Source organism: Nitrospira sp. ND1 (assembly GCF_900170025.1).
In the GTDB taxonomy this organism is placed as follows: domain Bacteria; phylum Nitrospirota; class Nitrospiria; order Nitrospirales; family Nitrospiraceae; genus Nitrospira_A.
On the sequence record NZ_FWEX01000006.1, the window covers coordinates 2,293,889 to 2,318,179 of the forward strand.

The following is a 24,291-nucleotide window of genomic DNA, read 5'->3' on the forward strand; positions in this document are numbered from 1 at the left end:
CGGTACCGCACGGTCCGACCGGCGTGGCGGCCTTCCTCAACGCTCGACTCATGAGCTCGGGTCTTGGTGATGATCGCCGTATATCTTCTGGACGACGGTTCCTTGCCAGCCTCGAAAAGAACACACTGCCTCGCTCCCATGTTGGTACCTTCATGAGCCGAATCTGCGTCGTCCTCCTCACCTCTAAGACGCCCTCCCTTGCCGCTCCACGCTCTCCTCGGTCATAGTGCGCTTAGTGATGCGAGAGAAAGGAAGGTCTTGTGTTTGCACTGGTCTGGATTCACTTGCTGGCGGCCATGGTATGGATCGGGGGGATGGTATTCCTATCCGTCGTGCTGGTGCCGGTGCTGAAGCGGGATGGGGCATTTGCTCAGTATGCCCTGCTGTTCCGAACGATTGCCTATCGGTTCAGAGCTGTGGTCTGGGGGGCGATGGGGATCCTGGTGGCCACCGGACTCACGCTGGCTGCAGGTCGATCGATTCCGTTGATGGAACCATCCCGCTGGCCCACGATTTTTGCCGCCAAGATCGGATTGGTAACGCTGCTATTCACCCTGACGCTGCTGCACGATCTCGTGGTCGGGCCGCGTGTGCGACGGAGCTTGGGAATCCCTGAGGCAGAGCGATCCGCGAGAGATCGGGTGCTCCTGCGCTACTCGGTGCTCGTCCCGCGTATTTCGTTACTGGTCGCGCTGCTGGTGCTGTTGCTCGCCGTCGTCCTGGCCCGCACCTAACCCGCATTATTCATGAGCGTTTCTGCTGCAATCGCGGATTCGCAGCTGCGACTAGCCTGTCGGCGGGCGGGCTCGCCGCTCGGTCGGTCGACATCCTGTTCAAGGATGCCTTCCTCCCTCACGCCTCCGCGCGCCCGTCTCGCTGTGCGACTCCGCACTTTCGCGACGAACCGTCATGAATAATGCGGGCTAGAAGTTTGTCCGAGTCACGCCATTCTCCTGCGGCAAACGATCTGCAGCCATCTGTCTCGTTCTCGGCCCGAAAAAATCCTCAACGTATTTCAGCGAGTACGCTTACGGTTTTTTCGAGCCTGCGGCCTCGCATCTCCCAGCAGCTCCTTCGCCTCGCAACGAAGGATGACTCGGACAGACTCCTAGCAGGAAGATCACAAGGGATAGCTTCGTCGTTCGTGAAGCGTGTCGTTCGTCTCTCGTGGAAGCGCGGACGGCGTCTGTGAGCGGGCAGCAACGCGGCCACCTGTTTAGAGTGTCGCGCTGCTGCTGCGCAGTCCTTATCGTGTTGCCGGGGTAGCCTGGGGGGCTTGGAACGAGTGGAGGAGGCGTTCAGCCTGTGCCTGGCTGGTGAGGGCCATTTTGATCACGATGCCGCAGAGAGTGAACACCACCGCATTCAGGAGGAAGAACACGGCGGCGAACGAGCCGGTCGTAAAGGCCCAGGCTTCAGAGTCTGCCCGGTGGCGCTCCAGGACCCTGGTTTCCTCCTTGCGGATTTGCGCGCTGATATCCTGGATGGTATCCATTGTCCGGTTCTGTTGATTCACCGCCACGGCCGACTTGGCATAGAGGAGCCCCTTGCTGCGACGTGTCACGATGGCCTGGTCCATTTCCTCCGATCGCTGTTCGACCTGTGTGGCAAGATAGGCCACCCGGTCCTGCTGGATCGAATTGTCCCTCGTCAGCCCTCCGATCCGCCGGATCTGGTCCTCAAGCGTGACGACTGCCTCGCGATAGGGTGCAAGGTACTCGTCCGAGCCGGTAATGATGTATCCGCGTTGGCTGGTTTCAGCCCCCGCCACGGCACTCATCATCCGTTCCAACTCAAGCAGCACCTGCTCACTTTTCGTGGCCCAATTGTTGGAAGTCTTGAAGTGCAGCAGGCTCAGGAAACTCGCTGCGACGATAGATTCAACCGCTATAAATCCCACGGCAAGGGCGATGATAAGGCCTTTGCCGGCAAAAAGACGATGGAGCATGGGGGACCCTCCTCGATAATACGTCCATAGTAGGAGTACCGGCCCGTCAGCGGCTATGTCAACCCGACAAATCCCCCTAGGTATCGTAAGATCTGTCGTAGTGTTCGTGCGAGACACAGTGGAATGAGGGATCACTACCCCGAGCCCAGTCTTGGAGCGGGGTATAAAATTTCCCCGCAGCCGGTTTATCTCTACTCCGGCTGAATCCAAATGACCTGTGATGGCTCTTAACAAGAGGAGTGGGAACGGACCGTGCATGGTCCCAGGTTTGGAGCGGGATGGGTGACTCGCGGGAGGGACGGGATCGCGCAGCGAGGCAAGGACGGTAGGAATCTACTTTGAGGGGAGGTGGATCATGGCAAGGGTCGTCATCATCGGTGCGTCCATCGGCGGGTTGCCGGCAGCCTATGAAGCCCGGGAATTGCTGGCGAAGAAACACAAAGTGACGGTGATCTCCAACGTGGAGTCGTTCCATTTCGTCCCCTCCAATCCCTGGGTGGCGGTCGGATGGCGAACGAGGAAAGACATCAGTTTTGCACTGGGCCCTGTGCTGGAGAAAAAAGGCGTGGAATACATTCATGCCATGGCGGAGCGGATTGAGCCTGAACAGAATCGTGTCATCACCTCGAAGGGCGAAGTCCCCTATGACTACCTGATTATCGCCACCGGGCCGAAGCTGAACTTCGGCGCGGTGCCCGGACTCGGGCCAAGCGGGTATACGCAATCGGTCTGCAATGTGGACCATGCCGAACAGGCCTGGGGCACCTACCAAGCGTTCCTGAAAGACCCCGGTCCCATCGTGGTAGGGGCGGCGCAAGGCGCCTCCTGTTTCGGACCGGCCTACGAAATGGCGTTCATTCTGGATGCCGATCTCCGCAAGAAGAAACTCCGGAAGAAGGTGCCGATCTATTTTGTGACGCCGGAACCCTATATCGGACATATGGGGCTGGCGGGTGTGGGGGCCTCCCGACGCCTGATGGAAGATGAGTTCGCCGACCATTCGATGAAGCCCATTTGTAATACCGCCATTAAGGAAGTGCAGCCGGGCAAACTATTGCTCGACGGAGGACAGGAAGTCCCGTTCCGGTATTCGATGATCATTCCGCCGTTCGCCGGCGTGGATGCGGTGGCAGGGACGCCGGGGCTCTGCAATCCCAAAGGGTTTGTGAATATCGATGCCTATCAAGCCAATCCCAAGTATAAGAATATCTATTCGGTCGGCGTCTGTGTGGCCATTCCGCCGGTGGAACAGACTCCGATTCCGACCGGTGCGCCTAAGACCGGGTACATGATCGAGTCGATGGTGTCGGCGGCGGTACACAACATCAAGGCCGATATCGAGGATGACCCGAAGCGCGAGACCGCGACCTGGAATGCGATCTGTCTCGCCGACATGGGGGACACCGGTGTGGCCTTTGTGGCGTTGCCGCAAATGGCACCACGGAATGTCACCTGGGCGAAGAAGGGCAAGTGGGTGCACCTTGCCAAAATTGCGCTGGAGAAGTATTTCTTGCGCAAGATGAAAAAGGGCGTCAGCGAGCCCTACTATGAGAAGGTGATTTTGAAGGCCCTGGGGATTGCCAAGTTGGAAGGCCCGGCCTAACCCGGACTATTCATGAATGCCTGCTCCGTCGTCCGATTCTCTCGCCCGGCGGGGCTGTTCTCGTTCGGCCGCCCGGCCGCCTCACCGGCTCGGCGGCGCGCACAGACGTGGCGCTCTTTAGTCATCGCGCCGTGTGCCCTCGACGGACTGTCAGTACGCCTGCGTCGGCCTCGCTCGCGAGAAGCCCCGGCGGGCTTCGGTCTCGAACGCCTCGCGACGACATTCATGAATAATCCGGGCTAAACGATATGGAGACGGGGCATCGCGTAGCGAGGATCGACAAGGAACCGGCATGATCGACCAGGCGTTGCGTTCCCTGCTGGCGGGCGTCCCCATCGGTTTGCAACTGGGCGCGACGGGGACGGGTGGCGCGATTCTGGGCCTCCCCCTCATGGTCTACCTCGCCGGGATTCCCATGCAGCAGGCGGCGGCGATGTCGTTGATCATCGTGGCCACCTCGTCGTTGCTGGGTGCGTGGGAATATGGGCGGCAGGGACAGGTCAAGGCCAAAGCCGTCCTGGCGTTCAGTTGGACCGGCGCGATCGGTTCGTGGGCGGGCGCGTTCGGGCATCGCCTGGTTCGCGAGGAAATCTTGCTGGTGCTGTTCGGACTCCTGCTGCTGCTGGTCAGAGCGGCGATGACTCGCCATCGTCGGATGTCTTCCGGATCTGACGGGGAAGAAAGTTGTGCGACCCGCTTTCCCCGCACCTGCTGGCTGAAGGTCGGCGGCATCGGACTGGCGGTGGGAACCATGAACGGTTTGTTCGGAGTCGGTGGCGGATTCATGGTGGTCCCGGCCCTGATCCTCATCCTCGGGTTCCCGGCCAGGTTGGCGATCGGAACGTCGCTCAGCATCATTGCCTGTATCTCCATCGGCGGGGTGGTCGGCCATCTCCAATTCGGGCGGATCAACTGGCCGCTCACCGCATGGGTATTGGCAGGGAGTCTGGCGGGGATGCTTCTGGGGGTGCGGGTCGGCACCTGGCTTTCTCCGACCACGATGGGTCGCATTACGGCCTTCATCACGGTCTCGATCGCGGTCAGCATGATCGTGGTGAATCTGGTGAAGTTATGGGGTTCACAAATATGAACTTTGTTGACGGGAGGCTTGTTCTGTCGGACGCTCAGCAGCAGGCTCTCGTGGGATGGCCCCTGTTCCGCGATGGCGTGCGAAACTGACGGGGATGTGTTCCCCATTCCATGCTCCTGTGGGCCACACGAATCGATGATGCGGTACCCGCATTCCCTCCTGTCCACCCTGTGCCGCGCCGCCTTGTGGGGCGTGCTGGCAAGTTTGATGTGGGGGCCGGATCGGCCGGCGCAAGCCGAATGGTCGGCCGTCGCTGAACAGAAGACCAGCTACACGACCGACGCCTTTCAGTTTTCCTCCGCACGCCGGCTTCGCTTGACGGAAGATCCTTCGCAACCGACGGTGGTCTCCGCCGACAAGCCGGAGGATGTGATTTGGGAGCCGGCGCTGGAGGTGATGCACTCAACGCCCACGGCGCAGGGGAAGAATGAACTCTCGGTGAAGGCCCAGGGGGCGATCTATACCAATAACCCCATCTTCAACCATGCCGACTACCGTATCCAGGACCGATTTTCTCTCGATCGGGCGACCTCGGTGATGGTGCGGTATCGGTATGTGCCCAATCTTTTCCTGGGACCCAATTTCGAGCGGCGCACCGGCACCCGCTCGATTCAGGAAGAGCGGGTCAGCTCGCACCATTGGCGCGCCGAAATCGAACGCCGTTTGACGGACACCGTCACCGGCACGCTGATTACCCGGTACGGGCTCAGGCGTTACAACGACTCATTTGCGGAACGGAATACGAATTTTTTTACTCTGGGCCCTCGCGTCGACTACCGTGCCATGGAGTGGCTCACAGTGACGCTGACCTATCTCTATGAACGGGGGTTGGCCGACGGGCACAAGGACACGCAGTTTGCGGACGACGTGTCCTACTACCTCCATATGGTGTCGGCCGGTACGGAGTTTCGGCTTAATCGACAATGGGATCTCGGGTTCACCTATATTCACCGGCGAAAAACATTTACCAGCGGCCTCGCCGGCGACACGCACGTGGGCCGGTTCGATGCCACGCACCAGGGCATCGCGGAGCTGCGGTATCACATGTCGGCTGCCGCGACGGTGATGCTGTCGTACCAGTACGGCCAACGCACCTCGACGAATGTCCTCCGGGACTTTCAGGACTCGATTTTTTCCATCGGCGGGCAATATCGCTTCTGATCGTTCGCGTACGGGGCGGCGGCGCTCAAGTTGGTGCCGGGGTGAGAAGAAAGTTTGTGCCGGAGACGAGGGAAGTCCTTGATTCATGGCGGACTTCGCCTTCTAGCGAATCCTTTTTCCCCCTGCTTACTCATATGGTGTAAGAAAGGGGGTGCGGCACATGAGACTCAATGAATCGCTTCGTTTGATCGCCGGGGTGTTTGTCCTGGGCGCGGTCGTGCTGGGCGCCACAGTCCATCCCTACTATAATTACTTCGCCGCGTTCGTCGCGGCCAATCTGATCCAGTCGTCATTCAGCGGCTGGTGCCCGATGATGGCTCTCTTGCGGAGGCTGGGTGTTCAGGAATAACGACGCATCTGTGAAGGCGGGATGGCTTGTGGTCGCTCTCCTGGTAGCGGCGGGCTGCGGGCAGTCCGAGCAGCCGTCCCGGACCGGAGAGGCCCCGTCGGTGGCGGCCGTTCAGCCCGCCCTCCAGCTGGCGGTGATCGAGGTGGAGACCGGCCAGGTCCCGGTGACGGTCGAAGTGACCGGGCAAGTTACGGCGGTGTATCAGGCGACCTTGGCCAGCCGCATACAGGGCACCATCGACAATCTGCTGGTCCGCGAAGGCAGCGTCGTGCGCAAGGGGCAGACCCTGATGGTGCTCGACAATCGTGACTTGCAGGCCGAGTTATCCCGGGTGACGGCAGAGCTCGACAATGCCAACGCACACCAGACCCGGATGGAAGACCTCTACCGGAAGGATGCGGTATCCAAGCAGGAGCTGGAGAATGCCACGCGCGGGCTGCGGGTCGCCGAAGCCGCTCGCAAGGCTGTTCTCGCGCAGTTGAGCTACACCATCGTGAAAGCGCCGTTCGATGGCGTCATCACGGAGAAGAAGGTTGAGATCGGGGAACTGGCCTCCCCGGGGCAGCCGCTGCTCAAGATGGAAGACCCCGAACAACTCCGGCTGGAAGCGACTGTGGCCGAAAGCGATGTGCGGGTTGTCTCGATCGGGTCGTCGGTCCCGGTCGTGATCGATGCGTTGGGTGCCGATCCTCTCAAGGGGAAGGTGTCGCAGATTCTTCCTGCCGGCGATCCGCAAACCCATACCTTCACGATGAAGGTGGACCTTCCCAAAACGGGCGGGCTCAAGTCGGGAATGTTCGGTCGGCTCCGCCTGGAAAAAGGTATGAATACGACGCTGCTCCTCCCGAAGTCGGCCTTCATCGAGCGGGGCGAGCTAGCCAGCCTGTTTGTGGTCGGGAGCGACCGGGTGGCTCGTCTTCGATGGGTCAAGATCGGCCGTACGTTGGAGCGGGGGGTTGAAGTCCTCTCCGGCGTGGACGCCGGTGAGCGAGTCATCGTGGAGGGGGCCAAGGGCAGGGACGGCGCGTTGGTACAGGATATGACGGCAGTGGCATCGCCGCCTCAGGGATCGTGACTCGCCCAAAGAGCCTATAGCTCATGGCGTATGGCAGGATCGAAAACAGGCTGATCTGTCGAATGGCGTCAAACCCCATCCATACGCTATAAGCCATATGCTATCAGCTCCCCCACAGTCCCCAGCTCCCCTTGGAGTAAGCGGCCGCCTCGCGGCGCTCTTCGTCGGCAGCAAACTCACCCCATTGATCATCATTGCCAGCCTCCTGCTCGGGCTGTTTGCCATTGTCCTGACCCCGCGCGAAGAAGAGCCGCAGATTGTCGTGCCTATGGCCGACGTCTGGCTCTCATTTCCCGGGGCCTCCGCGAAGGTGGTCGAAGAGCAGCTCACCAAGCCCATCGAGCGCAAGCTGTCCGAAATCAAGACCGTCGAATATGTCTACTCCATCTCCCGTCCGGGCGGGGCGTTGATCATCGTCCGCTTTTATGTCGGCGAGCCGATGGAACAGAGTCTGGTGGATCTCTACGACAAATTGATGTCGAACCAGGACCTGCTTCCGCCCGGCGCTCAGCCGTTTCAAGTCAAACCGAGGGATGTGAACGATGTGCCGATCGTCACCCTGACCCTGTCCAGTGAACGGTATACGGATTTCCAGCTACGGCAACTGGGCGATCAGGTCTTGGAAGATGCGAAGAAGGTCCCCGGCACTGCAGCTGGCTTCGTGGTGGGCGGTCGCGGCCGCGAGTTGCGTGTGCAGATCGATCCATCGCGCCTGAAGGCCTATGGCCTGACGCCGTTGCGGGTCGCCGGCGTGATTCAGGGCGAAAATCTCGCGTTGCCCACCGGCCGGTTCGAAAGCCGGAATGAAAGTTTTCTGGTGGAGACCGGCCGGTTCATCCGCTCGAAAGAGGACCTGGAGGGAGTGGTCGTCGGCGTCAACGAACAACGGCCGGTGTACCTTCGCCAGGTGGCCGAGGTGACCGATGGCCCGACCGAAGCGACCAGTTATGTATGGCATGGCGAGGGACCCGGCGGTGCGCATGAGACGTTACACGTGAAAGGTGAAACGAATACTCCCGCGTCTCACCTTCTACCTTTCACGTCTCACGAAAATCAGGCTGTGACCGTGGCGATTGCTAAACAGGCCGGCACCAACGCCGTGACGATTGCGCAGGGCGTCATTCGAAAAGTCGAGGAACTCAAAGGAACCCGGATTCCCGACGAGGTGCGGGTGACGGTGACGCGGGATTACGGCGAGACCGCCGATGAAAAAGCCAACGAGCTGCTGTGGCATCTCCTGATCGCCGTGGTCGCCGTCGTGGTGTTTCTCGGAGTGACACTGGGGCTGCGCCCCGCACTGGTGGTCTCAATCGCCATTCCACTCACGCTCGCCCTGACCCTGTTCATTTCCATGCTCATCGGCTACAGCATCAACCGCGTGACGCTGTTTGCGTTGATCTTTTCCATCGGCATTCTCGTGGATGACGCCATCGTGGTGGTGGAGAACACCTACCGGCATCTCACGTTGCGGATTCGCCCGCACCGCGAAGCCTCGCTGTTTGCCGTCGACGAGGTCGGCAACCCGACGATTCTGGCCACCCTGACGGTGATTGCCGCGCTCCTGCCCATGGCGTTTGTCTCGGGCTTGATGGGGCCCTACATGCGGCCCATCCCGGTGAATGCGTCGATTGCCATGTTCGTCTCCCTGCTGGTCGCGTTCATCGTCATCCCCTGGTTTTGCCAGACCTGCTACCGGCCCGGTGTGCACATGGCCGGGGTCGATCACGAATCGTTCGAAGGCAGCCGCAGTTATCGCCTGTACCAGCGGCTCCTGGCTCCGGTGTTGTCCCATCCGGTCGTGGCCTACCTGGTGTTGGCGGTCATTGCGCTCTTGCTGGTCGGGTCGGTTGCGCTGTTCTATACCCGGGCGGTGGTGGTGAAGATGCTACCGTTCGACAACAAGAGCGAGCTGCAGCTGGTGATCGATATGCCGGAGGGCACGACGCTTGAGGAAACAGCCCGGGTGACGAAGGCTTTGACGCAGTACGTGCGAACGATTCCGGAGACCCGCGATTACCAGGCCTATGTCGGCACGGCCTCGCCGTTCAATTTCAACGGACTGGTTCGGCACTACTATCTGCGCGACCAACCGTACGAGGCCGACATTCAAATCAATCTGGTGGCCAAGGAACAACGGAAGACGCAAAGTCATGATATCGCGCAACGGATTCGTTCCGCGGTCCAGGACATCGGGCGGCCTTTCGGAGCGAATGTGAAAGTGCTGGAGGTGCCACCCGGCCCGCCGGTGCAATCTGTGCTGGTGGCGGAGATCTATGGGCCCGACTATGAGCGGCAGAGAGCGATTGCGCGGGAGGTCCGCGGGCTGTTCGAGACGACGGCCGGCGTCGTCGATGTCGATGACTACCTCGAAGCCGACCAGGTGAAGTATGTGTTCAGCGTGGATCGCGCGAAGGCGGCGCTGGCCGGGATTCCGTCGGAGGAAATCGTTCGGACGTTACGACTGGCATTGGAAGGCGCCGACGTAGGACTGGTGCACATTCCCAAAGAGAATCGGCCGGTGCAGGTGCGACTGCGCCTGCCGGTCATCGAACGGACCGGTTTGGAGCATCTCGGGGAGATTTCGTTGCGAACCACTGCCGGCCACATGGTGCCGTTGTCTGAGCTGATTCGCGTGGAACAGACCGTGCGGGATACAGCCATCTATCACAAGAACCAAAAGCCGGTGGTCTATGTCATTGCGGATGTGGGAGGAGTGGGCCCGGACAAAGGTGAGAGTCCGGTCTATGGTGTGATGGGCATCGGGAAGAAACTGGAGCAGCTGGTGTTGCCGGAAGGGTATGCGATGACGCAGCAGTATGCCGTGCAGCCCTGGTCGGAACAGCGGTTTGCGATGAAGTGGGACGGCGAATGGCACATCACCTATGAAACATTTCGAGATATGGGGATCGCCTTTGCGGTGGCGCTGCTGTTGATCTATTTGCTGATCGTGGCGCAGTTCCAATCGTTTCTCACGCCGGTGGTGATCATGGCGCCCATTCCGCTCACGCTCATCGGCATTCTTCCCGGTCACTGGCTCACCGGGTCCTATTTCACGGCCACCTCGATGATTGGATTTATCGCCCTCGCCGGTATCATCGTGCGCAATTCGATTCTGCTGGTCGATTTCATTCAACATCAGGAGGCGGAGGGGGTCTCGCTGTTGGAGGCCGTGATTCGCGCGGGCGCGATCCGGACGCGTCCCATTCTGTTGACGGCCGCGGCATTGATGGTCGGGGCGTTCGTGATTATTCTCGACCCGATTTTCCAAGGACTGGCCGTCTCGCTGTTGTTCGGCGTCGGCGCCTCGACGGTTCTGACGCTGGTCGTCATTCCCGTGCTCTATTACCTGTGGATCGGTGGCCCTCGAAATTCATCTGCCGGCCTGATACCGAAACAAGAGCACACAGAGCTGCCACAGCCGGTCGTGGGAAGCCGACCGGAATGAGCCGGAGCTGATTCCGTCCCGCCGGTCTGCCGCTATCTGCCACAACCCCGCGAGGAAGCCTGTAGCGAACCTCCACGATTCGGCGCTAGGCTGGTCCTCGATCGACGACGATCCGCCCGTTCCATCGGCGATGATGCGGGCTTCGATGTCGCGGCGTTGGAGGGTGTCATCTTTGCACATCGAGACACGATGGACGGGGATGTCGGAATGGTCCGTCTGCCTGTTCACCGTTGGAAGGAGGCCCCTGTGAGGCGGTTATGGAGACTCGTCTTGTTGGTGCAGGCCTGCTCTGGCTTCATCGTCATGCCATGGCTGCCCGGCTCGGCCGCCGAGCCGCCGGCCGGGACGCCGGAACTGCGGTTGAGTTTGCACGAGGCGATTCAGGCGGCCATCGACAATAACGCCAATGTGCGGTTGTTGAAAGAACGGATCGTGGCGGCCCAATCGGCGGCCAGTACGAGTTTGGGCGCGTTATTGCCGAACGTATCCGGATTCATGAGCGGGAGCAATCAAACGGTCAATCTCGCCGCCTTCGGACTTCCTCCCGACAGACTTTCCGGCTTGGGACTGCAGAGACCCGTGACGGAACCGTTCGATGTGTACAACGCGCGGGCCAACCTCGTTCAGAATATTTTCAGCCTGAGCCTGATCCAGCGCTGGCGGGCGGCAAGAACCGGCGTTGATGTGGCAGGGCTTGAGGCCGAAGTGACCAAGCGTGATGTCATGGCCACTGCGGGGCTGCTGTACATGGAGGCTTCCCGAGCGGAGGCAGCCGTGAAAGCCCGACAGGCGGACCTCGAACTCAGCCAACAATTGTTGAAGCTCGCGCAGGATCGAAAGCAGGCCGGCGTGGCTACGGGCCTCGATGTGACCCGGGAAGAAGTCCAGGTTGAGAATACCCGCCAGCGACTGCTCGTCGCTCAAAACGATCACGAAAGCGCGAAGTTGAACCTCATTCGCACCTTGGGCATCGATTTCAATGTGTCCGTGATACTGACCGACGAACTCTCGTCGGCGAAGGTCGAATTCCAAACCCCCGACACGGCCCTCGCCGTCGCGCGAGAGAATCGCGCAGAACTCAAGGCGCAGATCACCCGCCAAAAGCTCGCCTCACTCAGCCTGAGTTCCGTAACTAGTGAGCGGATTCCTTCTCTATCCTTGAACGGCGACTATGGATGGATCGGCCTGAAACCGGATGAGGCCTTAGCAACCAGGTCGGTCGGTCTTATGCTCTCGGTGCCCATTTTCGACGGGGGACAACGGGAGGGACGCATTTCGGAGAGTCGGAGTCGCGTGCGGCAGGAATTGATCCGAATGAAGGACGTGTCGGATCAGGTGACGCTGGAAGTGCGAAACGCGCTGCTGACCCTTGATTCCTCTACGCAACAAGTCACCGTCGCCGAGAAGGGGCTGGAGTTGGCGCTGAAGGAACTGACGTTTGCGCGGGACCGGTTTGCGGCGGGGCTGGCGACCAACATCGAGGTGACGAACGCTCAGACCTCGGTGGCGCGCGCGCGCGACAACATCATCGAAGCACTCTTTCGATTCAATGCTTCACGCATCAATCTGGCCAGGGCGAAGGGCGAAATCGAGCAACTATTCTGAATCCGCGGCCGGCATCGTGTTCAACCTTGCCGGACAGATCGCCGGTCGGTTTAGTGAGCCCCTTCTGCAGACTCGTTTCGTCCGAGCGACCGATCAGCCGGGCGCCCGGGCCCGCGTGGTGCCGGAGATGCGTGTCTGGTTCAACGAGAATCTGGAAAGCCGCAACTTCTACGTCCCTGGCGCCATCGTGTTGATCGTGACCTCTTCGCCTTGACGAACTACATTGTAAACGACATCGTTCATCTGACCGGGTCGTTGCGTGTCGGATTGTCGAATGGCGCGCCGAATTACGGATTGGGCGCAGGGGTCAGATTCCGGTCTTAGTGGACGGCCGTGTGGGCCGCTCGACAGCCGAGCGCCGCCTCACGAACGTCGGACATTGTAGAGTCAAAGGAGGTGAACAATGGAAGTGGTCAACGCGCGAGAGGCCGATCTCACTCAGAATCCGCATCAGGTCAAGGCGAGTCGGTTGTACGACACGGAGCATGCCCAGGTCGTTCATATCACGTTGGAACCGGGTGAATCGCTCAAGAAGCACGTGACACCCGTCGATGTCTTTTTCTATGTCCTGGAAGGACGAGGGATCGTCGAGATTGGAGAGGACACGAAAGAAGTCGGGCCGGACATGCTCATTCCCAGCCCGGCTCGCATTCCGCACAGGTGGTCCAACCGGAGCGACAAGCCGTTTCGCGTGCTGGTGGTCAAGGTTCCGCGCCCGACCGAAGCCACGAAGTTGCTGTGAGAGACCGATTGGGTCAGCAGTGACAGGCGCGTGACGAATTTTGCATCAGAGCGCCGCCGGCGCACTGGCTATTTACCCGTCGGTCTGGCATGCTTTCGCGCCGGATCGAAGCGCCGGGTTCTATGCCTGGTGCATCATTCTGCGCAGGCGAAGAAACCCGTCCTATACGTCGTTCGACAGGATCGTCTTCTTCGGGAGGCGCTTGTGATGGAACAGCCGTGACGTGCGTGGGCATAATCCGGAAACGGGGGGAGTGCTGAGGTGTTGGTCGAACAGGTGATGAATCAGGACGGAACGGATGAACGTCCGCAGTCGAATGCCGCCATTCGCCGGTACGTTGAAATTGCGCTGCTGGCGCTGGTCGGCGGCTGGGCCTATTTTGCCAATCTCCATCTGTCGTTATTGGAAGGCAGCGAAGGACTGTATGCCGGCATTGCGGGAGAAATGGGGCGCCGGCGTGAATTTTTCGACCTGACCTATCACGATGTGCCGTACTTCAATAAGCCGCCGCTGTTCTTTTGGTTGCTCAATCTCTCGACATCAATATGGGGCGATCACGAAGTGGCCTTGCGGCTGCCCGGCTCGCTTGCCGCCGTGGGCACCATCGTTCTGACCTATGTGCTTGGAGCCAGGCTGGTGTCTCCGACTGCGGGATTCTGGGCGGCGCTGGTCGTCGCCACCAGCCATGTGTTTCTCTGGTACGGGCGTCGCGTGCTGTTCGATTCGACCCTCACATTTCTGGTCACACTCGCCCTCTTCGCGTGGATTCAGGTGCAACTGCTGGGGCGAAACTCACGCTGGTATCTGCTCGCCTTCGTCAGCATGGCTCTCGGTGCGATGTTGAAAGAGATGCACGGGTTTTTTCTGCCGTTGCTCGTGATGGCGCTGTATGCCGCCATTCAGCGCGATACGCGGATGCTGAAAGATAGATACTTCTGGGCCGGCTTGGCGGTGGCTGTCGCGATGATGGGGGCATACGCGCAGATGCTGGGGCCCGGGTATCAGCACCATTTTCGAATCGGCAAAGCCATCGAATCGACTTGGAATACCGGATTCATCGGCAAAGCAGGCCCGGCCACCGACGGGCACCCGCTCTATTGGTATCTGGGGATGATGTGGGCCGACTTTTTCCCCTGGTGCGCGGTGCTTCCGTCGGCGCTGCTCTTGCTCTGGGCCCAACGACCGTTTCGTGCTCATCCCACGGAGCTGCTGCTGCTCGTCTGGGTGCTGGGGCTCTTTACGGCCTTCAGCCTGGCGACACTCAAACGGGAGCCCTATCTCACGACGATCGTACCCGGTATCGGCTTGATGATCGGATACTATTATCATCGGGTGCTCGCGTCCGCCGAGGACTCCGCTGCGATGACGCCCCTGCTCCGTATGTTGCTGGGTGTGTTGGCCGTGACGTTCGCCGCCGGGATGTTCTTTGGCGCAGCACCGCTTCGCCGCCGGTGGCTGGTGTCCACTGCCGTGGTGTCTCCGATGTTCATCGTGACGATCGTTTCACTGGCCGGCTTGCTCCTCTATGCCGTGCTTCGATCACGCGTACGCCTGGCACTCGGCATGGTCGGAGCCCTGGCGATCGCCTACGTGGTGCTGGTGGTGAACTACGTGTTTCCCGCGATCGATCAGGCCGCATCGCCCCGAAAGGCCGTGGAGGAAATCAAGACCCTGGCTCTGGGCACTCAGCCCGCCCTGTTTATGTATATCCCGGGGTGGCCGAAGAATGAAGACGCCCTGTATTATCTGAAGCGGGACAATGTGGTGCCGGATCTACCGAGTCAGGATGCGGTGCGTGAAGCGGTGCGCACACATGGGACCATCCGGGTGGTGACTGAGGAGCAACATGCCGCTGCGCTGCAAGCACAAGCGGGGTTGGTCGTAGGGAAGCTGCAGGAGTTTCGACAACCCGGTCGCAAACATCTATTCCTGCTTTCTGTGCAGGAACAGACCTCAGCTCCGGTGCTGTGAGCGGGGCGATCGACAAGCCTTGCGATGCCAGGTTCGTTGCCGTGTCCTATTTTTGATCCCCTGGCTCTGTTGCATTCTGCCACAGAGCCAAGGAGTCCCTCTGTAGCAGTCCTCCCCGATTCTGCCCCGCCTTCTGGAACTCCCGCCTCTCCTGCTCCGGTCTTGTCGTAAGCTTTTGCATGCCACTGTGTCTGCAAGGAGTAGGGCTCCATCCTTGCACTTCTGGATTGGAAGGCGCCAATCTTGGACGGTCCTGTCCGTTTTGACGATTCCAGATGAGGCCGTGCCGAGTTACTGTGTGCAACGAAGGAGAGGGCATGCATCCCATTCATCCGATGGTCGTCCATTTTCCCATCGCATTGTTGTTGGCAAGCACCCTGTTCGATGCGTTGGCGTTTCGATGGCGGAGCCAGCAGTTTCGGGAGACCAGTTTATCTCTCCTGATCCTCGGTATTCTGGCAGCCGGAGCGGCAGTGCTGACCGGACATTTTGCCGAAGAGGCCGCGGAACGCAGCGGCATCCCGAAACAGGCCATCGAAATTCATGAGGAGCTGGGCGGCTCCGTGTTCTGGGTATTTCTCGGCCTGCTCGGGGTGCGGCTGGCCTCCTTTTGGGGCTGGGTACGCGAACGGCCGACGCTGGTGCTGATCATCGGCCTGGGCGGCGGCCTGTTGTTGTTGATTGCGAGTTATTTCGGCGGGGACCTGGTCTATCGATTCGGAGCCGGCGTCCTGCCACGATGAGCGCGGTTCCAGGTCGGGTATGGCCTGCGGCGCTTTCGAAGGGAACTCACATGACGACACGTATGGTGATGTTGTTGATCCTGTGCATGCTGCCTGCCGCTGCCCAGGCCGATGAACCGTTGTCTCGCGCGCCGTGGAAGGAGCGGGCCGTGTTACGTGCGGGGCAGATTGTGCAGGGGGACTATTTCGCCTTCGGCCCGCATGTGGAAATTTCCGGCATCGTCAACGGCGATCTCTATGCCGCCGGTGGTGAGGTGTTGATCGATGGAGTGGTCAACGGCGATGTGATCGTGGCGGGAGCCAAAGTGATCCTGTCCGGCACCGTGGCTCAGGATGCCAGAATTGCCGGTGCGCAGGTGACGGTGAGTGGAACCATAGGGAGGAATGCCACCCTCGGTGGCGCGGATGTGCATCTGACCGAGACGGCAAAGGTGCGGGACAACCTCATCGCCGGCGGTGGCCATGTGCAACTTGCCGGGTCTGTCGGTCGGGATGCGAGGGTCGGTGCCTGGAAAGCGACGCTCTCGAACCAGATTGAGCGAGATGTGATCGTGGCGGCGGGGTCGGTGCGTCTCACCTCGAAGGCCACGGTCGGGGGCAGGCTGAGGTACTGGGGTGAAGCGGCCCCCTCAATCGACGAAGAGGCGACCGTTCGGGGCGCGATTACACAACGGCCGTTGCCCGAAGGGTGGAGCATCGAACGGGCGCGCCAGGGGCTCGTCGGCATCCGGCTCATGGCTGCATTCATCGGATTCGTCTCGACGTTGATCCTGGGATTGGTGCTCTTACAGGTCTACCCGGTGTTTGCCAGGCGGGTCACCGCGACGATCCGTGAACGTCCGACCGCGGCTCTCGGGTGGGGCACGGTGGCTCTGGTTGCCACGCCCGTAGTGGCGCTGAGTTTCGTCGTCACATTGTTCGCGCTTCCGATCGGCGTGTTGCTGCTCGCCTTGTATGGCGCGACGGTCTATCTGGCGAGAGTCTACGCCATCACCTATGTGGGACAAATCCTGATTCGCCGGCAGGAGGATTCGTCGTCGCTTGCCTGGCCCTTCGTGGCGGGGCTGGTCCTGTATTCGTTGCTGTCGCTTATTCCGGTGGTCGGAGGGCTGTTGACGTTGTTGACGGTGCTGTTCGGGCTGGGTGCGCTGCTGGTCAGTAAGAAAGAACTCATTGCGACGTTGCGCGAACAGAATCAGGTGTAAGGCGCGAGTCGAAACGGCGGATGAAGCGCGGTCAACTAATGGCTAACCAGCAGCAGCCGGCCGGTGTGACGTGGCTGGAGGGCCGGACCCTCCGTTGTCGGGGAGCCTGGACCATGCCCGATGTGGCGCCGGTCGAACGTGCGCTCAGAGGAATGGTCTGGCCTGCTCGAAGTGCGCTGGTCTTTGAGGCGAGCGGGATCGAGGCGTTCGACACCGGCGGTGCGGTCGTGTTGTATCGCGCCTTGATGGAAGCCAGACGCCAGGGCTGCGAGGTCTCGATCGAAGGCCTTCGGCCGGACTATGCGCAGCTGATGAACCTGGTGTCGTCCAATTGGGGCGCGATTGTGGCTGAGGTCGCCTCGCGGTCGAACGGGACTGAGCGGTTTCGGACGTCGATCAGAAATCGTGTCGCCCAGGGTGCCCGGGCGCTGGAGTTTCTCGGGGAGAGTGCGACGGCGCTGGTTCGTTTGGTGGCGTCGCCCGGTCGCATGCGTTGGCGCAGTTGCCTGAATAGCCTCCGGCTGGACGGGGTCAATGCGTTGCCGATCACCGGGCTGCTGACGTTTCTCATCGGCGTGGTGATTGCGTACCAGGGCGCCGAGCAGCTTCGGAAGTTCGGGACGAATATTTTTATCGTGGATCTGGTGGGTATCTCGCTGTTGCGGGAAATCGCCCCGTTGATTGCGGCGATTCTGATCGCCGGGCGGTCCGGGTCGGCCTATGCGGCGCAGATCGGCACGATGAAGGTGACTGAGGAATTGGATGCGCTGCAAACCTTCGGCCTGTCGCCGATCGAGCTGTTGGTGTTGCCGCGGGTCCTCGCGTTGGTCGTGGCGCTGCCGCTCCTGACCGCCTATGCCGATGTGCTGGGTGTCTTCGGCGGCATGTTGATCGCGTCGAATCAGCTCAACGTGAGTTTCACCGCCTTTCTTTCGCGCTTCGATGAGGCCGTGGCGCTACGACATATGCTCATCGGTCTCGGCAAGGCGCCCTTCTTTGCTGTCATCATCGCGCTGGTCGGCTGTTATCAGGGGTTCCAGATTCGCGGCGGGGTGGATGATGTGGGGCGGCATACGACGATCAGTGTGGTGCAAAGTATTTTTCTCGTCATCATCTTCGATGCGATTTGCAGCATTTTGCTCAACTGGTGGGACCTGTAGATACAGGATGTTGAAAATGGTTCCCTGGTTCGTTCTCGCGTCGCGCAGAGCCTCAACGTACCACAAGGGTACGCATCGGCTCTTTGCTTGCTGCGGCCTCGCAGGAAACCATTTTGAACATCCCGTGGAGCTGAAGGTTTGAGGATGCGTATGCACGAGTTGCCTTCCACGCTCGCAACAGCAGCGCAGATTGGCGTCCCCGTGATCGAAGTCAGCCATGTCTCGACGCGGTTCGGCACGGCGGTCGTGCATCGGGATGTGAGTCTCACGGTCGTGCGTGGCGAGGTGTTCGCCATTGCGGGCGGCAACGGTTGCGGGAAATCGACGTTGCTGCGAGAAATCATCGGATTGCTGGCTCCGACGACGGGGACGATTCGTCTGTTGGGCACAGACAGTCGTCAGCTGACACATTCGAACGGAAGCCCGCTGCATCGGCGGTTCGGCGTGATGTTCCAGCATGGCGCCCTGTTCAGTTCCATGACCCTGGCGGAAAACGTGGCGGTGCCGCTTCGTGAGCATACGCCGTTGAGCGCTGAAGCGATTCGGGATATCGTGGCGCTCAAAATCGCCCTGGTCGGATTACCTCCGGACAGCGCGATCAAATTCCCGAGTGAGCTCAGCGGCGGGATGAGAAGACGCGCGGCGCTGGCCCGTGCGATCGTTATGGATCCGGAGCTGCTGTTTCTCGACGAACCGACGGCCGGACTCGATCCGATGATTGCCGCCGGATTCGACGATCTGGTTCTGGAGTTGAAACGATTGTTGGGTCTGACCGTTGTGATGGTGACGCACGATCTGGATTCGTTGTGGCGCATTGCGGATCGGGTGGCGGTGCTGGGTGAAGGGCAGGTGCTCGGGTTGGGAACGATGGACGCGCTGGCCCGTTCGGACGATCCCGTTATCCGGAGCTATTTCCACGGTCCCCGAGGGCGTGCAGCCCATCTGAATCATTCCGGAACGGGACTGCATCGGGATTGAGAGGTGGCGGATGGAACCGAAGGTGAACTATATCCTGGTCGGCGCGTTCGTCGTCCTGCTGGGCGCCACGATCCTCGGTGCGATTTTCTGGTTGGGCAAAACCGACTATCGCGGGATCTACGATCGGTATTATGTCTATACGCGTGAGTCCGTCGCCGGACTCAGCGTCGATTCGACCGTGAAGTATCGCGGGGTGGATGTCGGGCGTGTGAAACAAGTCATCCTCAACCCTGAGAATGCCGAAGAGGTGCGGGTGACTCTGGACATTGTCGGCGGGACACCCGTCAAGACCGATACGCAGGCTGTGCTGGTCACGCAAGGGCTCACGGGCTTGGTCACGCTCAATTTGACGGGTGGTACCCGGGAGGCGCCTCTCCTGACGCCGAGTGCCGGGCAAGACTATCCGGTCATCAAGAGCGTGCCCTCGTTATTCGGTCGTCTGGACGGGACGCTGGCGAAACTGTTGTCGGATCAAGGCCTGTCGACCCTCGTGGCCAATCTGAACGGGTTGGCCCAAAATGCTGCTTCTGCGCTGGATGAAGAGAATCGTACGGTCTTGAAGCAGATCCTGAGAGATCTGTCGGAGGTCACAAAAGTGCTGGCGGAGCGCAGCGGTCAGATGGACCGCGGAGTTCAGCAGGCGGTGCAGGCGGCCGATCAGTCGGCGCGTATGACGGAGCAACTCGGTAAACAGCTTCCCGCGCTGGTGGAGCGCCTGAGCAGGAGCGCGGCCGGATTGCAGCAGATGACGGAAGACTTATCGCGGACAAGCCGCTCGGTCGGAGAGATGGTCGGCGCCAGTCGGCCCGGCATCGAACAGTTTTCGCGGCAGACGCTGGCCGATACGGGGCTGCTCGTCACGGAGCTCCGGCAACTGACCGCCACCTTGAATCGTGTGGCGCAGCAGGTCGAGCGGCAACCGAATGTGCTGGTCCTGGGCCGATCCTCCCAGCCGAAAGGCCCGGGGGAATGAGGGGAACCGAGTGGTAATCCGGCGTGCGATATCATGGGTCGGCATGGTCACGCTGTCATGCGCGCTCGCTGCCTGCGTGTTGCCTCGATCCACAGAGAATCCGGTCCATACCTTTCTGCTGACTCTCGATGAGTCCGCCTGGAGTGCGGGTGTGCGCGCCGCACAACCGGGAATCCACGGTGTGCTGGTCGTCGGGTTGCCGCAGGCGGAGGCCGGATTTGAGCAGCCGCGGATGGCCTACCTGCGACGGCCGTATGAAGTGAGTTATTACGCCACCAACGTCTGGGTCGATGCCCCGGCGCGAATGTTGGCGCCCTTGCTGGTCCGCTCGCTGGAGGCCACCGGCCTCTGGCGTGTGGTGGTGTCCATGCCTACGGTAGTCCGGGGTGATTATCGGCTGGACACCTCGGAGTTGTTGCTGCAGCAAGAGTTTCTTCAGCCACCGAGTCGGACTCGATTGCAGTTGCGCGCGCAATTGCTCGAAATGAAGGAGCAACGCGTGCTGGGAGTCCGGAGTTTTGAGGTCCTCGAACCGACCTCGAGCGACGATGCCTATGGAGGTGTTCAGGCGGCCAATCGTGCCGTGACCCATCTGCTCGAGACGCTGAATGACTGGGTCGCGTCTTGTCTGCGAGGCGCGGGGAAGGACGCCTGTTGATCCTCGACTCCGACGACCCGCACCGTCTAAGACGGTCTGTCGCGATGACAAGGTATGGGGTATGCGCACCGCGTTGAAGATCGGGTTCAGCTTCGGACTCACCTCCGGCGTGATCACCACGTTGGGGTTGATGGTGGGACTGCATGCGGGCACCCATTCGAAGTCCGTGGTCCTGGGCGGGCTGCTCACCATTGCGGTCGCCGACGCCATGTCCGATGCGTTGGGCATCCACATCGCGGAGGAATCCAAGAATCATGGGAATACGAATGAAATTTGGGAATCGACCCTGGCGACCTTCGCGGCGAAGTTCGTGATTGCCGCGACCTTTGCGGTTCCGGTGTTGTTCATGCCGTTGGATCTGGCTGTAGCGGCCAGCCTCGTCTGGGGGTTGTCGCTGTTGGCGGTGCTCAGTTATGCGCTGGCGCGCGCGCAACGGGTCCCGCCCTGGAAGGTGATCGGGGAGCATGTCGTGATCGGACTCTGTGTGGTCGCGATCACGCACTACCTTGGTGATTGGGTTCGCGTGACGTTCGGGTAGAAGAGCAGCGATAGAAGTTCGGAGACGGATGCATGAGGGAGATTCAGGGACAATGGAATTGAAGACGCAGTTGCCGAAAGTCGGCATCGGACGACGATGCGGATCGATACAAGCCAATCTGGATGGGTACCGAAAGCTGATGAGCGAGGAGGCCTATGAGGAGCTGAGGACGCTCGCGAAAGAACTGCAGGGCGTCAAAGTCTGTCATGTGAACTCTACGGCGGCCGGCGGGGGCGTGGCGGAACTGTTGGCGCGGTATGTGCCGATGTTACAGGCGCTCGGTGTGCAGGCGGACTGGCGCTTGATCCATGGCGAAGCGGATTTTTTTGCCATCACCAAGGCGTTCCATAACGCACTGCAAGGCGGGCACTACGGCTTGGGGAAAGCGGCGCAGGACCTGTACCTCAAGGTCAATGAACGCAGCGCCAAGGCGCTCGGCAATGACTACGATGTGTATATCGTGCACGACCCGCAGCCGGCGGCTATTCGACATTTTGCCGGGCCCCGCGATGCCAAATGGATCTGGCGGTGCCATATCGACAGTTCGGCGCCTGACAAAGAGGTCAGTCAGTTTTTGCGCCCGTTGCTCGAAGAGTATGAGGCGGTCGTCTTCACCATGAGCCAGTTCGTGCTGCCCCAATTGGCAGCGAAGCGGGTGGCCTTCATCGCCCCGGCCATCGACCCCCTGGCCACGAAGAATATGGACTTGCCGGAAGATTTGTGTCGGCGCGCGATCGCGGACTCCGGGGTGGATCCGAGGAGGCCGTTGCTGTTGCAGGTGTCGCGGTTCGATCCCTGGAAGGATCCGCTCGGGGTCGTCCGGGCCTACCGCCTCGTGAAAGAGGCCATTCCAGCCGTACAACTGGTACTCATCGGCGCGATGGCAGGCGACGATCCGGAGGGCTGGGAGATTCTGGACCGAGTCGAGGAAGAAGCCGCGAAGGACCCGGACCTGTTCGTCTTTACGAATCTCGCCGGCGTGGGGAGCATGGAGGTCAACGCCTTCCAGCGCGGCTGTGATGTGGTGATCCAGAAATCCTTGCGGGAGGGATTCGGGTTGGTCGTATCCGAAGCATTATGGAAGGAAAAACCGGTGGTGGCGGGGAATACCGGAGGCATTCCCATGCAATTCCCCGAGCCCTTTCAGAAGAATTTGGTCGACAGTGTGGAAGCCTGCGCGGAGCGGCTGCTCCATCTGCTGCAGCGACCGGGCGAACGTGGAGAGTTCGGCCGGGCCGGGCGTGAACATGTGCGCCGGCATTTTCTCATGCCGCGGCTGGTGCGCGATGAGCTTCGGCTGATCAAGCAGGTGCTGGAGGCCTCATGACCCGGCAGAACAGCCACACCCTCGTGGCGTATTTTTCCATGGAGATCGGTTTGAATCCGTTGATGCCGACCTACTCGGGAGGACTCGGGGTGCTGGCCGGCGACACCATTCGTTCCGCGGCCGATCTGGGTGTGCCGATGGTCGGTGTCACACTGCTCCATCGGCGGGGTTATTTTTATCAGCGGCTCGATCAGAAGGGGTGGCAGTCGGAGGAGCCGGTGGCCTGGGCGGTCGACGATTTCGCCGAACCGATGGAACCGCGAGTCTCCGTCGAAATCGAGGGCCGGACCGTGCACGTGCGTGCCTGGCGGCATCACGTTACCGGCATGTCGGGCCATACCGTCCCGGTGTATCTGCTCGATACCGATCTGCCCGAAAACAGCCCGTGGGATCGGACCATCACGGATACGCTCTACGGCGGGGACTCGCATTACCGCTTGTGCCAGGAAATGATCCTGGGGTTCGGGGGGTTCGCTCTCCTGCGCGCGTTGGGGTACGGGAACATCTTTCGCTACCACCTCAACGAAGGGCATGCGGCGCTGCTGGTCCTGGCGTTGATCGAGGCGGCCATCGGGACGGAACCGCGGAACGGAGATGTGCCGCCGGAGGTGATCGAGCAGGTGCGGGAACAGTGCGTGTTCACCACGCACACTCCGGTGCCGGCGGGTCACGACCAGTTTCCAGTGGAACTCGCGCATCGGGTGTTGGGGAGTCGGCGATGCGATCTCGTGCAGGCCTGCCAGCACCAGGGCGCGTTGAACATGACCTTGCTGGCCTTGCGAGGATCCCGGTTCGTCAACGGCGTCGCCATGCGGCACGGAGAGGTGTCCCACTCCTTGTATCCCGGCTACCCGATCCATTCCATTACCAACGGCGTGCATGCCGTGACCTGGACCGCGCCCTCGTTTCAAAGCCTCTATGACCGTCATTTGCCCGACTGGCGATACGATCAATTATCGCTTCGTTACGCCATCAGTATTCCCGGCGCTGAAATCTGGAGGGCCCATCAGGATGCCAAGTTGGCCTTGGTGGACGAAGTGAACCGTCAGACCAACGCGGGATTCGATCGCGATGTCCTCACCATCGGCTTCGCCCGCCGCGCGACTGCGTATAAGCGAGGGACCCTGGTGTTTCACGATGTCGAACGGTTGCGGCGGCTCCTGAAAGAGGCAGGCCCGATTCAATTCGTCTTTGCGGGAAAGGCGCACCCGCAGGATCAGGCGGGCAAAGACATGATCCATCGCATTTACGGCATGCGTGGGCAGCTATCGGTGGCCTATCTTGCCAATTACGACATGACGCTGGCACGTCTCCTCTGCGCCGGCGTGGATGTGTGGCTGAATACGCCGCTCCCGCCGATGGAAGCCTCCGGTACGAGCGGCATGAAGGCGGCGATGAACGGGGTTCCGAGTTTGAGCGTGCTGGACGGTTGGTGGGTCGAGGGGCATATCGAAGGGGTCACGGGCTGGTCGATCGGCGAGAAGATCGAGGCCTGTGTGTCGCCCGCGGAGGACATGGAGGCCTGCCATGCCCGGGCTCTGTACGACAAGCTTGAGCAGCGGGTCATGCCTTGCTTTTACAAGGACCGGGAGGGGTTCATCGAGATCATGAAGCATGCGATTGCCGTGAACGGGGCGTTCTTCAACACGCAGCGCATGGTGGGGCAGTATCTGCGCAATGCGTATCGGCTGGTCGGACAAGACGTCAATGGAGCCTAAAG

21 protein-coding genes are annotated in these 24,291 nt (G+C 60.7%); 20 read left to right on the forward strand and 1 reads right to left on the reverse strand.

Annotated elements, in window-relative coordinates; all coding sequences use genetic code 11:
* Positions 1-260 precede the first annotated feature (260 nt).
* Complete coding sequence (locus tag NSND_RS15645; RefSeq protein WP_080879878.1) at positions 261-734, forward strand: CopD family protein; 474 nt, start codon at positions 261-263, stop codon at positions 732-734.
* A gap of 512 nt (positions 735-1,246) precedes the next feature.
* On the opposite strand, the gene NSND_RS15650 is transcribed toward NSND_RS15645, so the two are convergent.
* Positions 1,247-1,948: a CHASE3 domain-containing protein gene (locus NSND_RS15650; RefSeq protein ID WP_159450820.1), complete on the reverse strand. Its 702-nt coding sequence runs from the start codon at positions 1,946-1,948 to the stop codon at positions 1,247-1,249.
* Between the two features lie 355 nt (positions 1,949-2,303).
* Here NSND_RS15650 and NSND_RS15655 point away from each other — a divergent pair, with 355 nt between their 5' ends.
* From NSND_RS15655 to glgP, 19 genes are all read left to right on the forward strand, one after another.
* Positions 2,304-3,551: an NAD(P)/FAD-dependent oxidoreductase gene (locus NSND_RS15655; RefSeq protein WP_080879880.1), complete on the forward strand. Its 1,248-nt coding sequence runs from the start codon at positions 2,304-2,306 to the stop codon at positions 3,549-3,551.
* Positions 3,552-3,843: 292 nt separating this feature from the next.
* Positions 3,844-4,641: a sulfite exporter TauE/SafE family protein gene (locus NSND_RS15660; protein WP_080879881.1), complete on the forward strand. Its 798-nt coding sequence runs from the start codon at positions 3,844-3,846 to the stop codon at positions 4,639-4,641.
* Between the two features lie 135 nt (positions 4,642-4,776).
* On the forward strand, positions 4,777-5,802 hold the full coding sequence (locus NSND_RS15665) for a porin family protein (protein ID WP_143833583.1): 1,026 nt from the start codon (positions 4,777-4,779) through the stop codon (positions 5,800-5,802).
* Between the two features lie 160 nt (positions 5,803-5,962).
* Complete coding sequence (locus NSND_RS15670; RefSeq protein ID WP_080879883.1) at positions 5,963-6,151, forward strand: YgaP family membrane protein; 189 nt, start codon at positions 5,963-5,965, stop codon at positions 6,149-6,151.
* Between the two features lie 10 nt (positions 6,152-6,161).
* Positions 6,162-7,226 (forward strand): efflux RND transporter periplasmic adaptor subunit, encoded by a 1,065-nt coding sequence (locus NSND_RS15675; protein WP_235000276.1) that lies wholly within the window; start codon positions 6,162-6,164, stop codon positions 7,224-7,226.
* Between the two features lie 97 nt (positions 7,227-7,323).
* The gene (locus NSND_RS15680) at positions 7,324-10,671 is read left to right on the forward strand and encodes an efflux RND transporter permease subunit (protein WP_080879885.1); all 3,348 of its coding nucleotides are present in this window, start codon (positions 7,324-7,326) and stop codon (positions 10,669-10,671) included.
* A 246-nt stretch (positions 10,672-10,917) separates the two neighbouring features.
* Positions 10,918-12,276, forward strand: a complete 1,359-nt coding sequence (locus NSND_RS15685) for a TolC family protein (RefSeq protein ID WP_159450821.1) — start codon at positions 10,918-10,920, stop codon at positions 12,274-12,276.
* A 16-nt stretch (positions 12,277-12,292) separates the two neighbouring features.
* Positions 12,293-12,490, forward strand: a complete 198-nt coding sequence (locus NSND_RS15690) for a hypothetical protein (protein ID WP_080879887.1) — start codon at positions 12,293-12,295, stop codon at positions 12,488-12,490.
* A gap of 189 nt (positions 12,491-12,679) precedes the next feature.
* A complete protein-coding gene (locus NSND_RS15695) occupies positions 12,680-13,018 on the forward strand; it encodes a cupin domain-containing protein (RefSeq protein WP_080879888.1) in 339 nt (112 codons plus the stop codon).
* A 261-nt stretch (positions 13,019-13,279) separates the two neighbouring features.
* Positions 13,280-14,989, forward strand: a complete 1,710-nt coding sequence (locus NSND_RS15700) for an ArnT family glycosyltransferase (RefSeq protein WP_080879889.1) — start codon at positions 13,280-13,282, stop codon at positions 14,987-14,989.
* 317 nt (positions 14,990-15,306) lie between these two features.
* On the forward strand, positions 15,307-15,732 hold the full coding sequence (locus NSND_RS15705; RefSeq protein WP_080879890.1) for a DUF2231 domain-containing protein: 426 nt from the start codon (positions 15,307-15,309) through the stop codon (positions 15,730-15,732).
* Between the two features lie 50 nt (positions 15,733-15,782).
* The gene (locus tag NSND_RS15710) at positions 15,783-16,937 is read left to right on the forward strand and encodes a DUF8173 domain-containing protein (protein WP_080879891.1); all 1,155 of its coding nucleotides are present in this window, start codon (positions 15,783-15,785) and stop codon (positions 16,935-16,937) included.
* A gap of 38 nt (positions 16,938-16,975) precedes the next feature.
* Positions 16,976-18,097 (forward strand): ABC transporter permease, encoded by a 1,122-nt coding sequence (locus tag NSND_RS15715; protein ID WP_080879892.1) that lies wholly within the window; start codon positions 16,976-16,978, stop codon positions 18,095-18,097.
* A gap of 150 nt (positions 18,098-18,247) precedes the next feature.
* A complete protein-coding gene (locus tag NSND_RS15720) occupies positions 18,248-19,075 on the forward strand; it encodes an ABC transporter ATP-binding protein (protein WP_080879893.1) in 828 nt (275 codons plus the stop codon).
* Positions 19,076-19,085: 10 nt separating this feature from the next.
* Positions 19,086-20,048 carry an MlaD family protein gene (locus NSND_RS15725; RefSeq protein ID WP_080879894.1) on the forward strand — a complete coding sequence of 321 codons (963 nt, stop codon included), beginning with the start codon at positions 19,086-19,088 and terminating at the stop codon, positions 20,046-20,048.
* 43 nt (positions 20,049-20,091) lie between these two features.
* Positions 20,092-20,706, forward strand: coding sequence for an ABC-type transport auxiliary lipoprotein family protein (locus NSND_RS15730; protein WP_159450822.1), 615 nt, complete (start codon positions 20,092-20,094; stop codon positions 20,704-20,706).
* A 61-nt stretch (positions 20,707-20,767) separates the two neighbouring features.
* Positions 20,768-21,244, forward strand: a complete 477-nt coding sequence (locus tag NSND_RS15735) for a VIT1/CCC1 transporter family protein (protein ID WP_080879896.1) — start codon at positions 20,768-20,770, stop codon at positions 21,242-21,244.
* 52 nt (positions 21,245-21,296) lie between these two features.
* Positions 21,297-22,571: a glycosyltransferase gene (locus NSND_RS15740; RefSeq protein WP_080879897.1), complete on the forward strand. Its 1,275-nt coding sequence runs from the start codon at positions 21,297-21,299 to the stop codon at positions 22,569-22,571.
* Positions 22,568-24,289, forward strand: a complete 1,722-nt coding sequence (gene glgP / locus NSND_RS15745; RefSeq protein WP_080879898.1) for an alpha-glucan family phosphorylase — start codon at positions 22,568-22,570, stop codon at positions 24,287-24,289. The genes NSND_RS15740 and glgP overlap by 4 nt, the downstream gene beginning before the upstream one ends.
* Positions 24,290-24,291 lie beyond the last annotated feature (2 nt).

What these genes read in the sequence shown, in the direction of transcription:
- NSND_RS15650 (WP_159450820.1), bottom strand. Translation starts at nt 1,948, where the DNA reads ATGCTCCATCGTCTTTTTGCCGGCAAAGGCCTTATCATCGCCCTTGCC.
- NSND_RS15655 (WP_080879880.1), top strand. Translation starts at nt 2,304, where the DNA reads ATGGCAAGGGTCGTCATCATCGGTGCGTCCATCGGCGGGTTGCCGGCA.
- NSND_RS15660 (WP_080879881.1), top strand. Translation starts at nt 3,844, where the DNA reads ATGATCGACCAGGCGTTGCGTTCCCTGCTGGCGGGCGTCCCCATCGGT.
- NSND_RS15665 (WP_143833583.1), top strand. Translation starts at nt 4,777, where the DNA reads ATGATGCGGTACCCGCATTCCCTCCTGTCCACCCTGTGCCGCGCCGCC.
- NSND_RS15670 (WP_080879883.1), top strand. Translation starts at nt 5,963, where the DNA reads ATGAGACTCAATGAATCGCTTCGTTTGATCGCCGGGGTGTTTGTCCTG.
- NSND_RS15680 (WP_080879885.1), top strand. Translation starts at nt 7,324, where the DNA reads ATGCTATCAGCTCCCCCACAGTCCCCAGCTCCCCTTGGAGTAAGCGGC.
- NSND_RS15695 (WP_080879888.1), top strand. Translation starts at nt 12,680, where the DNA reads ATGGAAGTGGTCAACGCGCGAGAGGCCGATCTCACTCAGAATCCGCAT.
- NSND_RS15705 (WP_080879890.1), top strand. Translation starts at nt 15,307, where the DNA reads ATGCATCCCATTCATCCGATGGTCGTCCATTTTCCCATCGCATTGTTG.
- NSND_RS15710 (WP_080879891.1), top strand. Translation starts at nt 15,783, where the DNA reads ATGACGACACGTATGGTGATGTTGTTGATCCTGTGCATGCTGCCTGCC.
- NSND_RS15715 (WP_080879892.1), top strand. Translation starts at nt 16,976, where the DNA reads ATGGCTAACCAGCAGCAGCCGGCCGGTGTGACGTGGCTGGAGGGCCGG.
- NSND_RS15720 (WP_080879893.1), top strand. Translation starts at nt 18,248, where the DNA reads ATGCACGAGTTGCCTTCCACGCTCGCAACAGCAGCGCAGATTGGCGTC.
- NSND_RS15725 (WP_080879894.1), top strand. Translation starts at nt 19,086, where the DNA reads ATGGAACCGAAGGTGAACTATATCCTGGTCGGCGCGTTCGTCGTCCTG.
- NSND_RS15730 (WP_159450822.1), top strand. Translation starts at nt 20,092, where the DNA reads ATGGTCACGCTGTCATGCGCGCTCGCTGCCTGCGTGTTGCCTCGATCC.
- NSND_RS15735 (WP_080879896.1), top strand. Translation starts at nt 20,768, where the DNA reads ATGCGCACCGCGTTGAAGATCGGGTTCAGCTTCGGACTCACCTCCGGC.
- NSND_RS15740 (WP_080879897.1), top strand. Translation starts at nt 21,297, where the DNA reads ATGGAATTGAAGACGCAGTTGCCGAAAGTCGGCATCGGACGACGATGC.
- glgP (WP_080879898.1), top strand. Translation starts at nt 22,568, where the DNA reads ATGACCCGGCAGAACAGCCACACCCTCGTGGCGTATTTTTCCATGGAG.